13 protein-coding genes are annotated in these 12,427 nt (G+C 63.0%); 8 read left to right on the top strand and 5 right to left on the bottom strand.

What is annotated here, in order from left to right; all coding sequences use genetic code 11:
- Positions 1-5 precede the first annotated feature (5 nt).
- The 3 genes from alc to G7026_RS03035 all read left to right on the top strand — a co-directional run bounded on the left by alc (position 6) and on the right by G7026_RS03035 (position 2,905).
- Positions 6-1,001, top strand: a complete 996-nt coding sequence (alc, locus tag G7026_RS03045) for an allantoicase (protein WP_181069302.1) — start codon at positions 6-8, stop codon at positions 999-1,001.
- A gap of 101 nt (positions 1,002-1,102) precedes the next feature.
- Positions 1,103-1,621, top strand: coding sequence for an ureidoglycolate lyase (locus tag G7026_RS03040; protein ID WP_181069301.1), 519 nt, complete (start codon positions 1,103-1,105; stop codon positions 1,619-1,621).
- A gap of 51 nt (positions 1,622-1,672) precedes the next feature.
- Positions 1,673-2,905, top strand: a complete 1,233-nt coding sequence (locus G7026_RS03035; protein WP_181069300.1) for a urate hydroxylase PuuD — start codon at positions 1,673-1,675, stop codon at positions 2,903-2,905.
- A 99-nt stretch (positions 2,906-3,004) separates the two neighbouring features.
- Here the strand turns inward: G7026_RS03035 and G7026_RS03030 are convergent, their stop codons facing one another.
- The gene (locus tag G7026_RS03030; RefSeq protein ID WP_181069299.1) at positions 3,005-3,457 is read right to left on the bottom strand and encodes a PA2169 family four-helix-bundle protein; all 453 of its coding nucleotides are present in this window, start codon (positions 3,455-3,457) and stop codon (positions 3,005-3,007) included.
- Between the two features lie 201 nt (positions 3,458-3,658).
- Between G7026_RS03030 and G7026_RS03025 the strand changes: the two genes are divergently transcribed.
- Positions 3,659-4,279, top strand: a complete 621-nt coding sequence (locus tag G7026_RS03025; protein ID WP_181069298.1) for a TetR/AcrR family transcriptional regulator — start codon at positions 3,659-3,661, stop codon at positions 4,277-4,279.
- Positions 4,280-4,325: 46 nt separating this feature from the next.
- Here G7026_RS03025 and G7026_RS03020 read toward each other — a convergent pair whose 3' ends face one another.
- Positions 4,326-6,221: a type IV pilus assembly protein FimV gene (locus G7026_RS03020; RefSeq protein WP_181069297.1), complete on the bottom strand. Its 1,896-nt coding sequence runs from the start codon at positions 6,219-6,221 to the stop codon at positions 4,326-4,328.
- Between the two features lie 248 nt (positions 6,222-6,469).
- Here G7026_RS03020 and G7026_RS03015 point away from each other — a divergent pair, with 248 nt between their 5' ends.
- Positions 6,470-7,735 carry a glycerate kinase type-2 family protein gene (locus G7026_RS03015; RefSeq protein ID WP_181069296.1) on the top strand — a complete coding sequence of 422 codons (1,266 nt, stop codon included), beginning with the start codon at positions 6,470-6,472 and terminating at the stop codon, positions 7,733-7,735.
- Between the two features lie 15 nt (positions 7,736-7,750).
- Here G7026_RS03015 and G7026_RS03010 read toward each other — a convergent pair whose 3' ends face one another.
- A complete protein-coding gene (locus G7026_RS03010; RefSeq protein WP_181069295.1) occupies positions 7,751-7,975 on the bottom strand; it encodes a DUF2188 domain-containing protein in 225 nt (74 codons plus the stop codon).
- A gap of 353 nt (positions 7,976-8,328) precedes the next feature.
- On the opposite strand from G7026_RS03010, the gene G7026_RS03005 reads away from it, so the two are divergent.
- From G7026_RS03005 to pncB, 3 genes are all read left to right on the top strand, one after another.
- Positions 8,329-8,499: a con-10 family general stress protein gene (locus G7026_RS03005; protein ID WP_138409548.1), complete on the top strand. Its 171-nt coding sequence runs from the start codon at positions 8,329-8,331 to the stop codon at positions 8,497-8,499.
- A gap of 55 nt (positions 8,500-8,554) precedes the next feature.
- On the top strand, positions 8,555-8,725 hold the full coding sequence (locus G7026_RS03000; RefSeq protein WP_181069294.1) for a con-10 family general stress protein: 171 nt from the start codon (positions 8,555-8,557) through the stop codon (positions 8,723-8,725).
- A 368-nt stretch (positions 8,726-9,093) separates the two neighbouring features.
- A complete protein-coding gene (gene pncB, locus G7026_RS02995) occupies positions 9,094-10,293 on the top strand; it encodes a nicotinate phosphoribosyltransferase (protein WP_181069293.1) in 1,200 nt (399 codons plus the stop codon).
- A 16-nt stretch (positions 10,294-10,309) separates the two neighbouring features.
- Here pncB and G7026_RS02990 read toward each other — a convergent pair whose 3' ends face one another.
- Positions 10,310-11,347 (bottom strand): NADP-dependent oxidoreductase, encoded by a 1,038-nt coding sequence (locus G7026_RS02990; RefSeq protein ID WP_181069292.1) that lies wholly within the window; start codon positions 11,345-11,347, stop codon positions 10,310-10,312.
- Positions 11,348-11,480: 133 nt separating this feature from the next.
- Complete coding sequence (locus G7026_RS02985) at positions 11,481-12,374, bottom strand: ATPase (RefSeq protein WP_181069291.1); 894 nt, start codon at positions 12,372-12,374, stop codon at positions 11,481-11,483.
- Positions 12,375-12,427 lie beyond the last annotated feature (53 nt).

Genomic DNA, 12,427 nt, shown 5'->3' with positions numbered 1-12,427 from the left:
TATCGATGAAAACCTACGCCGCACCCTTCGAAAAATACGTCAACCTGGCCGATGCCCGGCTGGGCACCAAAGCCATCCACGTCACCGATGACTGGTTCGCCGCGGTCGATCGCATGCTGCAGCCCACCGCCCCGGTATGGAAGGAAGGCGTGTTCGACGACAACGGCAAATGGATGGATGGCTGGGAATCGCGGCGCAAGCGTTTCGAAGGCTACGACCATACGGTCATTCGCCTGGGCGTTCCGGGCTCGATCAAAGGCGTGGACATCGACACCAGCTTCTTCACCGGCAACTACCCGCCTTCCGCATCGCTCGAAGCCTGCTTCGTCACGAGCGGCGACCCCGATGAGCAGACCCAGTGGACCGAAGTGCTGCCCGCCGTCGAGTTGCAGGGCAACAGCCACCACTACCACGCCATCGACGACATCCAGCCCTACACCCACCTGCGCTTCAACATCTACCCGGACGGCGGTATCGCACGCCTGCGCGTGTATGGCATTCCCTACCGCGACTGGTCGGCCGTCGATGCCCGTGAGCAACTGGACCTCGTCTCGGCCCTCAACGGCGGACGGGCGCTGGCCTGCTCCGACGAGCACTACGGCAGCATCAGCAACCTGCTCACTCCCGGCCGCGGCGTGAACATGGGCGACGGCTGGGAAACCGCACGCCGCCGTACGCCCGGCAACGACTGGGTGATCATTGCCCTCGGCCATCCGGGTGAAATCGAGAAGATCGTCGTCGACACCCTGCACTTCAAGGGCAACTACCCGGACAGCTGCTCGATCCAGGCCGCCTACGTGAAGGGCGGCACCGACAGCCAGATCGAAACCCAGAGCCTGTTCTGGCGCGAGTTGCTGCCGAGCCAGAAGCTGCAGATGCACCAGGAGCATGAGTTCACCGAGCAAATCAAATCCCTTGGCCCGATCACCCATGTGCGACTGAACATTTTCCCGGACGGTGGCGTCAGCCGCCTGCGCCTGTTCGGCAAACTGGCGAAGTAAGCGTCTGTTCCAACAGTTGTAGGGTGGGTTTCGGCCCACCTGACATCGGGCCGGCCCGTGCTACGGTCTGCCCTCCCACTTAGCAGCGAGCCCCCACCCGCATGCGCACACTCCAGATAGAGCCGTTGACCAAGGACGCCTTCGCCCCGTTCGGCGATGTGATCGAAACCGCTGGCAGCGACTATTTCATGATCAACAACGGTTCCACCCGCCGTTATCACCAACTGGCCACCGTGCAGACCGGGCTGCCGGAAGACAAGGCGATCATCAGCATCTTCCGCGCCCAGGCGCTGCCCATGCCGCTGACGGTACGCATGCTCGAGCGCCACCCACTGGGCAGCCAGGCGTTCGTGCCGCTGCACGGCAAGTCCTTCCTGGTGGTGGTGGCGCCCGCCAGCGATCTGCCGGACGCCGATCAGGTACGTGCGTTTCTCGCCGACGGCAGCCAGGGCGTCAACTATCACCGCGGCGTCTGGCATCACCCGATACTGGCCCTGGCGCCGGAGGATGACTTTCTGGTGGTCGATCGCAGCGGCGCGGGCAACAACTGCGACGAGCATTTCTTCGACGACGACCAGGCAATGCGGCTCGACCCGCAGCAGCAAGCAGACGAGCGCTGAGCAGCGTCGCACGAATCACGCGGCAAGCCGCCGCAGCAAAGGTAAGCAACCGTGGAAGCACATCTAACCGAATGGCTGAACCTGACGATCCGCTGGATACACATGATCGTCGGTATCGCCTGGATCGGCGCCTCGTTCTATTTCGTCTGGCTGGAAAACAACCTCAACCGGGCCAATCCGCGCGATGGGCTGTCGGGTGATCTGTGGGCGATCCACGGAGGCGGAATCTACCACCTGGAAAAGTACAAGCTCGCCCCCGAGCGCATGCCGGAAACCCTGCACTGGTTCAAGTGGGAAGCCTATTCGACCTGGCTCTCGGGCGTAGCCCTGCTGACCGTCGTCTATTACCTCAACCCGGCGCTCTACCTCGTCGCGCCGGGCAGCGAGCTGAGCCCCGCGATGGCGGTGGTGATCGGCTTCGCCTCGCTGATCGCCGGCTGGTTCGTCTACGACCTGCTCTGCAACTCGTCGTTGGGCAAACGCCCGGGCCTGCTCGGGCTCGTGCTGTTCGGCCTGATCGTCGCGGCCGCCTGGGGCTATTCGCAGCTGTTCAGCGGCCGCGCGGCCTACATTCATGTCGGCGCGCTGATCGGCACCATCATGGTCGGCAACGTGTTTCGCATCATCATGCCGGCCCAGCGTGCGCTGGTGCGCGCCATCGAGGAAAAACGCGAACCCGATCCGGAGCTGCCGGCGCGGGGGCTGCTGCGCTCGCGGCACAACAACTATTTCACCCTGCCGGTGCTGTTCATCATGATCAGCAACCACTTCCCGAGCACCTACGGCAGCCGCTACAACTGGCTGATCCTCGCCGCGATTTCGGTACTCGCCGTGCTGGTCCGTCACTACTTCAACACCCGCCACAACAGCCAGCGTTTCGCCTGGGCGCTGCCGGTAGCCGCGGTGGGTATGGTCTGCCTCGCCTTCGTCAGCGCGCCAAACCGGCAACCGGCACCGAACCTGCCGACGACGACGCCCGAACAACAGAGCATCGAACAACAGGCGGATGCCCACCCCGCCACGACAGATTTCGCCAAGGTCAGCAAGGTGATCCACGAACGCTGCACGGTCTGCCATTCGGCGAATCCGACCAGCCCTTTGTTCAGCGCCGCGCCCGGCGGGGTGATGTTCGATACCGCCGAGCAGATCCGCCAGCAAGCCGCGAAGATCCACGCCCAGTCTGTCGCGAGCCAGATCATGCCACTAGGCAACATCACCCAGATGACGCAGGAGGAACGCGACCTGCTCGGTGCCTGGATCGGTCGGGGCGCCCCCATCGACTGACCGGCGTATTCGGCGCTCGGCGTCGAAACCACAGACCGAACCGTTCTTGGAGACAAAAAAAACGCCGGCATTCGCCGGCGTTCTTCAGCGCTGCTGCAATCAGCTCGCGGCGCGCGCGGCGTCACGCAGTGCCTTGACCTGGTCGTGGTTGCGCTGCACACCCTGCAGCTGCTTTTCCACCACGGCGCGTACGTCGGGCGGCAGATCTTTTTCCAGCGCCTTGCGATAGCTCTTGAGCGCCACGTCCTCGCCACGTTCGCATTCGTTGAGAATCGCTTCGTCGTCCTTGCCGGTGAGCATGGACTTCAGATCCACCCAGCGACGGTGCATGTCGCCGCTCATGCTGGTACTGGTTTCCGGGTCGCCACCGAGCGACCGGACCAGTTGCTGAAGCTCGGCCACTGCACTGGCGCAATCCTGGGCGCGCTGGGTCATGGTGGTCTTGAGCTGCGGGCTCTTCAGGTCTTCTGCACATTCGCGAAAGCCCTTCTCGCCGTCTTTGCTGGTTTCGATCAGGTCGTTGAGTACAGAGATCGTTTCTTTGTTGTCCATCTTTTCCTCCTCGGGTATCGAACCTAACGGCCGTCATCTTGCGGCCTACCAGTTAAGTCGACTGCCCATGGCCGCCTTCGTTCAGAGATCCGGACGGCATGCGCGCCGCTGAAGCACCGTTTTGGTTCCCTTGAGAGGCTCGCGAGGCCGGTGCTAGCATGCCGCTTCGCCATCGGCAGCCGAGGCAGGGATCCCGCCCCAATGACCAGCATTCGCGAACGCAACCGGGAGCTCATCCTGCGCGCGGCCAGTGAAGAATTCGCCGAAAAGGGCTTCGCTGCGACCAAGACCAGCGATATCGCCCAGCGAGCCGGACTGCCCAAGCCCAACGTCTACTACTATTTCAAATCGAAGGAACGGCTCTACCGCGAGGTGCTGGAAAGCATCATCGAGCCGCTGCTGCAGGCCTCCAGCCCGTTCAACCAGCCGGGCCAACCCGCCGAGGTGCTACGCGCCTACATCCGCACCAAGATCCGAATTTCCCGCGAGCACGCCTGTGCATCCAAGGTATTCGCCAGCGAAATCATGCATGGCGCGCCCCACCTGTCGCCCGAGCGGGTCGAGCAGCTGAACGCACAGGCGAGCCATAACATCGCGCGGATTCAGGGCTGGATCGATGAAGGGTTGATGGCGAAGGTCGATCCTAGCCATCTGTTGTTCAGCATCTGGGCAGCGACGCAGACCTATGCCGATTTCGACTGGCAGATCTCCAGCGTCACCGGCAAGGCTTCGCTGGGCGACACCGACTACGAAGCGGCGGCCGAAACCCTCATCCGCATGGTGATCAAGGGCTGCGAGGTGCAGGACGACGTGACCGGCTGAGGTGTGGCCGGCGCCTGAGTGCCACGACCAGCGGACCAGAAGGCAGTCACGCGCGGCGCGCGGTACGCGTGTCCTGCTGCGGGGCATCCGTCACGTCCACAGCAGGTTCGCTGAAGAACTCGGTCACCTCGTCGATCTCCAACACTTCGGGCAGCTCATGCAGGTTGGAGTTGAACTCGGGGTCTTCCAGCGCTTCATCGGGCGCCGCCTTGCGCTGCCCTGCCGACGGCCTGAATGGGCTGATCAGGTCCCAATCCGCATCCAGCGAGAAGCTGTCGAGGTCCAGACCGGTGTACTCGGTCTCTTCAGGCGCTTCTTGTTTCGGCGGCTCGAGTATTTCCTCCAGAAGCGGCAGGCTGGCCGGAGGCCGAATCGCATCGAGTTGCACGTCGCTGACACCCAGTTCACGTGCCCGGGCCAGCTCCTGCGCAAAGGCCGGCCCGTCACCCAGCTCGCTCAGCACTTCCAGCAGTTTCAGGCGCATCGCATTGCGGGTCGGCTCGACCAGCAGCGCTGCCTCGAGGGTATGACGGGCCTGCTTGTAACGCCCGTAGGCCATGTACAGGCGGGCCGCGTCCAGGGCATCGCTGGCTGAAGGCAATCCTCTGGGCGGTACCGGCTCCGCCGCTACCTGAGCTACGTGGGGTTCGGCAACCGGAACCGGTTGTTCGGGCTGGACCTCGAGCCTATCGAATGGGTCGTCCTTGCTCGGCTCTTCGACGGCATCGACCGGCTCCGCCGTCCGACGCCGAGTGGTGACCGTTGCAGGAACCGGCTCAGGCGTCTGCTCGGCCGAGCGGCGCGAACGCCAGAACAGGCCGCTCAGTGCCAGCAGCAGGACAAGCACTGCGAGCCAGAGCCGCCAGTCCCCCGGAAGAGCATCGTCACGAGCCGGCGATATCGCGGCTTCGACCTCAGCGATCGCTGGCGCAGCGGGCTGGACAGCCTTCGGCGCGGAGGCCTGGCGAACTTTCGCGAGCTGCTGGGTCAGTTGGACCAGCAGCCGGTCCCGCTCCTCGACCATGGCCATCAGCTCATCGAGACGCACCTGGAACGCCTGGATCTGGTCACGTAAGTCATCTCGCACGCCCTGCTCGATCGCGACCTGCTCGTCGAGCTTGCGCTGCTCAGCCAATAGGCGAACGATCTCATCCTCAGCAGACGGCATCGTCTCGACCGCAGGCGTCACGGCCGGCTGCGTCACGCGCTCGGCCATCGTTGCCGGCCCGCCAAGCTCGACCCGATCGGGCAGCAGCAGGCTGGTGCCGGAGAGCAGGCGCGACACGTCGCCCGCCGCGAAGGCCTGAGGATTGAGCGCATGGATGTCGCGAATCAGTCGTTCGACGCTCGCCGCGCTGCCATCGGCGCTCAAGCGATGGGCGATGAGCCAGAGACTGTCGCCTCGGCGCACTGCGTAACGCTGACCGAGCGATGCCGCAGGCGCGGCCTGGGGAGCTGGCGTAGCTGTCGCTGATACCACTGGCGACGCCTCACGAAGCGGACGCACAGGCGCCGTCTGCGGGACCGGCGGCACCCAGGAAGCCATGGTTTCGATCGGATCGAGCAGCACGGTATATTCGCGCAGCAGCGTCCCGTTCGGGCGGACCAGCTCGACGATGAAATTCAGGTAGGGTTCGCGAATCGGAGCCGACGTGGTGACCCGGATACTGCCGTCGCTGCCCCGCAGCTGAGTGGAGAAGCGCAGGTCCATCAGGTGCTGCGGATAATCGACACCCGAGCGGGCAAACACGCTCGGCGAGGCCAGGCTCACCTTGATCTCGGATGCGTCCAGCCCCTGCACGTCGAGCAGCTGGATTTCCGCGTCGAGCGGCTGATGCAGGGCCGAACGCAACGTGATGTCACCCATGCCCAGGGCCCACGCCCCGCCCGGAAAGCCGAGCGTGCCAAGCAGACAGATGAGCGAAGAAAACAAGCGCGCCATATGAAGCTTTCTCCAATGCCGTCATGGCGCCCCTGAGGACCAGGTACCGACAACTGCGGACATTCAGGTAATCGACCCGCGCCGCCCGGACAGCATAGCGAGACACAGATCACACTTTACCACTTTTTTTATGGCTAACAGCCACCACTGATCGAGTCGCCCATTCGTTCGCGATATCGGCAACAATCGAAACACCCTGGATACCATCCGTCGCCCATGCGGCCATAACAATTACCCGGAGCCCTCCCATGACCCTCGATCCGCACCGCCTGCTTCGCGAACTCTTCGACGTCGCTATCGAAGCCGCTCACCCGCGAGACACGCTGCCTCCACATCTACCCGCGGATCGCAGCGGCCGTGCCATCGTGATCGGCGCCGGCAAGGCTGCGGCCGCCATGGCGCAAGCTATCGAGGCCTGCTGGGAAGGTGAACTGCATGGGCTGGTCGTGACGCGTTACGGGCATGGCGCGCCGTGCAGCCGGATAGAAGTAGTCGAGGCAGCACATCCGGTCCCGGACGATGCCGGCGAGCGGGTCGCCCGCCGCGTCCTCGAATTGGTCAGCGGGCTGAAGGACACTGACAAGGTCGTCTTCCTTCTTTCCGGTGGCGGCTCCTCGCTGCTGGCCCTCCCAGCCGAAGGCATCACGCTGGCCGACAAGCAGGCGATCAACAAGGCCCTGCTGCGCAGCGGCGCGGCCATCGACGAGATGAATTGCGTGCGAAAGCACCTTTCGGCCATCAAGGGAGGCCGTCTGGCCCGGGCCTGCTGGCCGGCCAGCCTGTATACCTATGCGATCTCGGACGTGCCGGGGGACCAACCCACGGTCATCGCGTCCGGCCCGACGGTCGCAGATCCGACCACCTCAGCCGACGCCTTGGCGATTCTTACCCGCTACGCCATCGATGTGCCGACGAACGTTCGCGCCTGGCTTGAAGACCCGCGCTCGGAAACGCTCAAGCCTGGCGATCCTTACCTTTCCCGAAGCCACTTCCAATTGATCGCGACCCCCCAACAGTCGCTAGAAGCCGTAGCCGCCTATGCCCGCGAAGCAGGACTGACGCCCTTGATACTCGGTGACCTCGAAGGCGAGTCACGTGAAGTAGCCAAGGTTCACGCCGGCATTGCCCGGCAGATCGTGCTGCATGGCCAACCAATAGCAATGCCCTGCGTGATCCTCTCCGGCGGCGAGACCACCGTGACAGTCCGAGGCAATGGACGCGGCGGGCGCAACGCGGAATTTCTCCTCAGCCTGACCGAGAATTTGGCGGGAATGCCGGGGGTTTATGCGCTAGCCGGCGATACGGATGGCATCGACGGCTCGGAGGACAATGCCGGCGCCATCATGACGCCGGAAAGCCATGCGCGCGGCGAGGCGCTGGGCCTCGATGCCGCTGCGGAGCTGGCGAACAACAACGGCTACGGCTACTTCGCCAGGCTCGACTCGCTGGTGGTCACTGGGCCGACCCGCACCAACGTCAACGACTTTCGCGCCATCATCGTTCTGCCTCGGTGAACCGAGGCCCGGGAGCTATCCGCCGGTCTGACGCGGATTCTGCTCTTGCGGATAGCGGTGCTCTTCGGTGACTTGGCCGTTTTCGTAGACTTTCACCACGGCTGTCCGCAGCTTCATGTAATCGCGCGTCTCGGCCAGGATGTCGTCGCGGCTGGACGCCTCGATTAGCGCGCGCGCATCGCCCTCCTCGCGCAGGACCCAACGGTCGTTGTCCCGGCTGATGACCTCATAGTGCTGCATGGTGGCTCTCCTGTATGGGTACGCCTCGTTAGAGCAACAAGGGCCGCTCGCCGTTCGTAAGCACGGACCGCCGGCGCTGGCGGCTCTTTAACGAGGCGCCTGCACACATATATAAAAGACAACTAACTTGCTGTTACCGCTTCGCTTGAAATAGCACTTTGATAGTTCTCCCAAACCACCGTTTCGTCTGTGATTTCACCGCGCCATAGCACTACTACGCATAGGGAAAACCATTCGTCCGCTGTTGAAACGCGTCGTGAACTCCTGCTCGCCTAAGCCCCTCTGAAATCGTGAAGGCTGGATAAAGTTGTATCAGCCCCTTTAGTTCTCTATCCACCGAGGAGACAAAAGAAATGGCAAATAACAACCCTGGCAATTTCGCAAACGATCGCGAGAAAGCATCCGAAGCCGGTAAGAAAGGCGGAAGCAACAGCGGCGGCAACTTCGCGAACGATCGTGAAAAAGCCTCCGAAGCCGGCAAGAAAGGCGGGCAGAACAGCCACGGCGGCGGCAGAAACAGCTGAGCCGAAGGCTTACCCGCGAAACTAACCAACGTCCCTATCCAAGAGGAGAAACGACATGGCTAACAACAACCCCGGCAATTTCGCGAACGATCGCGAAAAAGCATCCGAAGCAGGCAAGAAAGGCGGTCATAACAGCGGCGGTAACTTCGCCAATGACCGTGAAAAGGCCTCCGAAGCAGGCAAGAAAGGCGGCCAGAATAGCCACGGCGGCGGCCGTAGCAGCTAATCGCCAGAAAATAGGGCAGAGGCTCAAGGCCTCTGCCCTATTTTCGTCTGTAAATTAGCGCCGAGCTAAATCGACTCTTTGCTTAAACCAATTTGCAATCAAAGTTTGTAATTTATAGCTCAGCCAAATATCCAAAACATCGCTACTGAATACTATTAATGTTTACTCGGAGACAAAAGTGTCCTCCCGACTCAATCCTGGCGATCAAGCCGAGCCCGGAACTTCCGGTACCGGTGAGAATATTTGTCCGCGCTGCGCTGGAAGTGATCGTCTGGCGAACCGCGACTGTGCAAATTGCGGCGGAACGGGCAAGATAATCGAGGGCATCGGCGGCGCGTGAGGCATGCCCTCCAAGACAAGGAGCCAGCATGACGTCCCTCCCCGACGACCGCATCATCCGGAGTTTGCTCGACACCGATTTCTACAAGCTGACGATGATGCAGGCCATCCTGCACCACTACCCCGACGCCGAGGTGGAGTGGGCCTTTCGCAGCCGCACGCGAGAAGATCTCACCCCTCACCTTGAAGCGATTCGCGCCCAGGTCCGCGCTTTGGCCGATCTGCGGCTGAACGATGCCGAGCAGGCCTTCCTCGAAAGCATTCCCTTCATGAAACCGGACTTCATCCGCTTCCTGCGGCTGTTCCGCTTCAACATGAATTATGTGGAGGTTGAGAGCGAAGCCGGTGAGCTGGTGATACGCCTGCGCGGCCCCTGGCTGCATATCATTCTGTTCGAAGTCCCGTTACTGGCGATCGTCAGCGAGGTGCGCAACCGGGCGTGCTACCCGGACGCCACCGCCGACCAGGCGCGTGATCGGTTGCTGGAAAAATTCGATTGGCTGCGCCAGGAGGCCAGCGAAGAAGAACTGCGTGGCTTCAAGGTGGCCGATTTCGGTACCCGGCGGCGTTTTTCCTATGCGGTGCAGGAAAGCATCGTGCAGACCATGAAGGAACAGTTCCCCGGCCGCTTCGTCGGCACCAGCAACGTACACCTGGCCAGAACCCTTGACCTCAAGCCGATGGGCACCATGGCCCATGAATGGATCATGGCGCACCAGCAGCTCGGACCACGGCTGATCGACAGCCAACGCGCGGCATTGGAATGCTGGGTGAAGGAATACCGTGGCGCCCTGGGTACGGCGCTGACCGACTGCATCACCATGGATGCCTTTCTCGCCGATTTCGATCTTTACTTCGCCAAGCTTTTCGATGGCCTGCGCCACGACTCCGGCGACCCGATCGAGTGGGCCAACAAGGCCATCGCCCACTACAAGCGCCTGGACATCGACCCGATGACCCGCAGCCTGGTGTTCTCCGATGGGCTCGACTTCCAACGCGCGCTGTCTATCTACCGAGCCCTGAACGGACGCATCAAGACCAGCTACGGCATCGGCACCCAGCTCACCTGCGACCTGCCCGGCGTGGAGCCGACCAACATCGTGATCAAGATGATCGGCTGCAACGGCTATCCGGTGGCGAAGATTTCCGACTCCCCCGGCAAGAGCATGTGCCGCGACGAGGCCTTTCTCAGTTACCTGCGCCACGTCTTCAACGTACCGCAGGCGTGAGCAAACACTGGGCGGATCAGCCCGTCTCACCCACCTGAACCACCAGCTTGCCGAAATTTCGCCCCTCGAGCAGCCCGATGAATGCGTCGGGCGCCTGCTCCAGCCCCTCCACACGATGCTCGCGGTACTTGATGCGGCCCTCGGCATACCAGGCGCTCATGTCGCGGTAGAACTCGTCGTAACGATCGCCGTAATCCGCCCAGATGATGAAGCCCTGCATGCGCATGCGCTTGCGCAGCAGCGTGTTCAGCAGCAGCGGCAGGCGATCGGGCCCCTCCGGCAGCGCGGTGCTGTTGTACTGCGCGACCACGCCGCAGACCGGCACCCGAGCTCCGGTATTGAGCAGCGGCAGTACCGCATCGAAGACCCGGCCACCGACGTTTTCGAAGTAGACATCGATACCTTGGGGACAGGCTTGCGCCAGCTGTTCGGCGAGGTCCTCGTGGTGATGATCGATGCAGGCGTCGAAGCCCAGCACCTCGACAGCGTGGCGGCACTTCTCCTCGCCTCCCGCGACCCCGATCACGCGACACCCCTTGAGCTTGCCGATCTGTCCGACGGTGGCACCCACCGGCCCAGTGGCGGCGGCGACCACCAGCGTTTCGCCGCTTTTCGGCTGTCCAATGTCCAGCAATCCCATATAGGCGGTGAAGCCCGGCATGCCAAGCACGCCCAAGGCATGGGACGGATGAGGCATGTTCGGATCGAGCTTGACCAGACCCTTGCCGTCGGACAGTGCGTAGTCCTGCCAGCCGCTGGCACCGAGCACCCAGTCGCCAACCGTGAAATCTGGATGTCGCGATTCGGCGACCCGGCTCACGGTACCGCCGACCATCACGTCGCCGACCTGCATGGGCGGGGCATAGGACGGCGCATCGCTCATCCGCCCGCGCATGTAGGGGTCCAGGGACAGGTAGACGGTCCGCAGCAGCACTTGCCCAGCCTGCGGGCTCGGACGCGGCGCGGTTTCCAGCCGGAAGTTCTCCGCCTTCGGCGCGCCGTGGGGCCGGGAAGCGAGATGGATGCTGCGGTTGTGCTCGGTGCTCTGGTTCATTGCCGCTCCTCCTGCGCACCGCGCCGGGATGGCGCGGTGCCGATGCAGTAGTGATCGCGGCAGCAGGGCTGCGTTCCCGGGCGGAACGTGGCAGCGAGATCACCCGGCACGACAGCGCCGTGCCGGGTCAGGCTCAACGGGCGTCGATCTGGCCCTGAAGGTTGACGATCTGGCTTTGCAGCGTATTGATGCTACGGGTCATCTGCGCGCGGAAGGCGTCGAATTCGCTGGTGTTGGTGCTAGGCGCGGGACGGTTGTCGATCTCGCTGCGCAGCACCAGCAGGTCCTGCTCCAGACGGCTGATCGCCTGGGTCTGGCTGGCTTGCTGACCGCCCTGCTGCTTGAGCGACGCCACCTGCTTGTTCAGGCCCTCGATGCTCACCTCGAGCTTGCTCTGGCCGGCCAGCGCCGACTTGAGCGCCGCCTGCTCGCCACCCACGACCTTGAGCTCCTCGCCCAGCTTGGCGAGCGCGCCTTGCTGGTTCTTGAGCTCGCCGGAAAGCTGCTCGAGCCGCGCGCCCAATTCCTCGGCGCGCTTGTTCTGCCCGCTCTGCAGACCGGTCACGCTCTTCTGCTCGGTGCTGAAGGCCTGTTGCTGCTGAGTCAGGGTCGCGACCTGCTGCTCGAGCTGCTTGATGCGCAGCTTTACCGCCTCGCTCTCGCTGGTGACATTCGACTCCGTCGCCACCACCTTGCCGGAAATATCCCGGAGCCTGCCGTTGGCGTCTTCGCTGATGCGGGCGAAGCTGTCCTGGGTCGCCACCAGCTGCATCTCCAGCATGGCGATCTGCTGGAAGCTCCACCAGCCGAGCCCGCCGAGGGCGATCAACAGAGCCAGCACCATCGCCCAGAGCGCGCCGGTAGCGGCGGACTTGCGCTTCTGTCGAGGCGCGCGGGGTTCGTCCCTGCGCTCGTTGCGACGCTTGCCTACCGGCTCCAGCTCAGGCTCCGGATAGGGCGTGTCGCGATCGCGATCAGCTCGAAGGCTAGGGATGTTATCCAGGTCGTCGTCGGAATCGTTACGCATTGGGCACCATCGAGGCGAGCGAAAAAAATGACGCGCAGTATAACGCTTTGCAT

The sequence above is a fragment of the Stutzerimonas azotifigens genome, from assembly GCF_013522725.1.
GTDB lineage: Bacteria > Pseudomonadota > Gammaproteobacteria > Pseudomonadales > Pseudomonadaceae > Stutzerimonas > Stutzerimonas azotifigens_A.
Note: the sequence above shows the minus strand (reverse complement) of the source record. Positions and strands in the feature narration are given on the sequence as shown.

Coding starts and splice junctions, on each gene's coding strand:
- alc (WP_181069302.1), top strand. CDS start 6: ATGAAAACCTACGCCGCACCCTTCGAAAAATACGTCAACCTGGCCGAT.
- G7026_RS03040 (WP_181069301.1), top strand. CDS start 1,103: ATGCGCACACTCCAGATAGAGCCGTTGACCAAGGACGCCTTCGCCCCG.
- G7026_RS03030 (WP_181069299.1), bottom strand. CDS start 3,457: ATGGACAACAAAGAAACGATCTCTGTACTCAACGACCTGATCGAAACC.
- G7026_RS03025 (WP_181069298.1), top strand. CDS start 3,659: ATGACCAGCATTCGCGAACGCAACCGGGAGCTCATCCTGCGCGCGGCC.
- G7026_RS03020 (WP_181069297.1), bottom strand. CDS start 6,221: ATGGCGCGCTTGTTTTCTTCGCTCATCTGTCTGCTTGGCACGCTCGGC.
- G7026_RS03015 (WP_181069296.1), top strand. CDS start 6,470: ATGACCCTCGATCCGCACCGCCTGCTTCGCGAACTCTTCGACGTCGCT.
- G7026_RS03010 (WP_181069295.1), bottom strand. CDS start 7,975: ATGCAGCACTATGAGGTCATCAGCCGGGACAACGACCGTTGGGTCCTG.
- G7026_RS03005 (WP_138409548.1), top strand. CDS start 8,329: ATGGCAAATAACAACCCTGGCAATTTCGCAAACGATCGCGAGAAAGCA.
- G7026_RS03000 (WP_181069294.1), top strand. CDS start 8,555: ATGGCTAACAACAACCCCGGCAATTTCGCGAACGATCGCGAAAAAGCA.
- pncB (WP_181069293.1), top strand. CDS start 9,094: ATGACGTCCCTCCCCGACGACCGCATCATCCGGAGTTTGCTCGACACC.
- G7026_RS02990 (WP_181069292.1), bottom strand. CDS start 11,347: ATGAACCAGAGCACCGAGCACAACCGCAGCATCCATCTCGCTTCCCGG.
- G7026_RS02985 (WP_181069291.1), bottom strand. CDS start 12,374: ATGCGTAACGATTCCGACGACGACCTGGATAACATCCCTAGCCTTCGA.